We start from the raw sequence: 1,105 nt of genomic DNA, 5'->3' as shown, positions 1-1,105 counted from the left end.
GTGTAGCGTCCCATTTCTCATTACGTTTTACTAACGCATTGATAATGGTTAACAGTTTCCGCATACATGCCGTTAATGCAATTTTTTTCGCTTTGCCTCTCGCCACCAATCGCTCGTAAAAGGCTTTAAAAACAGGCTCAAAACGAACAGCAGATAACACCGCCATATATAATGCATTGCGAACAATGGCACGCCCACCGTGGCAGAATGATTTCCCTGTCCATTGCCCACTTTGCTGTGTGTGTGGAATCACGCCAACCAGTGAAGCAATACGTTTATTCGAGAGCTTGCCCAGTTCCGGTAAACTTGACATCAACACTGCAACGCAGTTCTTTCCGACACCTTTAATCTCCGCGATAAGCTCCGCTTTCTCGTTAAAATGCTGATTATGGTCGTCAATATCACTATCCAACCGAGCAATCAGGGTATTGAGCATTTCGATATGTTGACGAACACTGTCTTGCTGGGATTCGTGAATTTGTTGCAAGCGATTTAATTCGGCAACGCGCATATCGACAAGTTGCCGACGGCGAACCACCAGCGCTTCAAGCTGCTCTTGTTGTTCGGTCAGCGGCACAAACAGCATTTTTTCCGCCTCACCGTTAAGGTCTAAATCTCGTCCATAACGTGCCAGATTGAAGGCGTCTTTCTCATCGGTTTTGGTCATCGATTGAGAACGGGCATATTGAGCCGCTTTAAGCGGATTGGCAACCAAGACGCGAAAGCCGGCATGCGCTAACGCTTTGGCAACCGGCAGTTCTAATCCGCCGGTGGCTTCAAGGGTAACCAGTGCGATTTCAAAACGCTGAAGATAGTCCAAAAGATGGGCGATGCCTTTTGGGTTATTGGTTTGTGTTTTTGTTTTTTTCTTGTCGGTTAATCCAACGACAAGAGAACGTTTAGCAACATCAATGCCGCAATAAATCGGAGTGTTGTTCATCATTAACCAGCCTTGTATTCGGGTTTCGTTATTTCAACTGTTCGGTTTTGTTGATGAACGTTATCCACGCCTACGCTACAAGACGAGTTGATGCTCTAGGGGCGGTCAAGCTGTGGATAACGATTCGGTGCTGTGTTGCTAGTATACTTTATTTTGAATATACAA

General features: G+C 45.8%; 1 protein-coding gene. It reads right to left on the bottom strand.

Annotated elements, in window-relative coordinates:
- Nucleotides 1–940: IS110 family RNA-guided transposase (locus EDC16_RS12625; RefSeq protein ID WP_132968213.1), on the bottom strand; the 940-nt coding region annotated here is incomplete at its 3' end.
- Between the last annotated feature and the right edge of the window lie 165 nt (nt 941–1,105).

The sequence above is a fragment of the Testudinibacter aquarius genome, assembly GCF_004342725.1.
GTDB classification, from domain to species: domain Bacteria; phylum Pseudomonadota; class Gammaproteobacteria; order Enterobacterales; family Pasteurellaceae; genus Chelonobacter; species Chelonobacter aquarius.
Note: the sequence above shows the minus strand (reverse complement) of the source record. Positions and strands in the feature narration are given on the sequence as shown.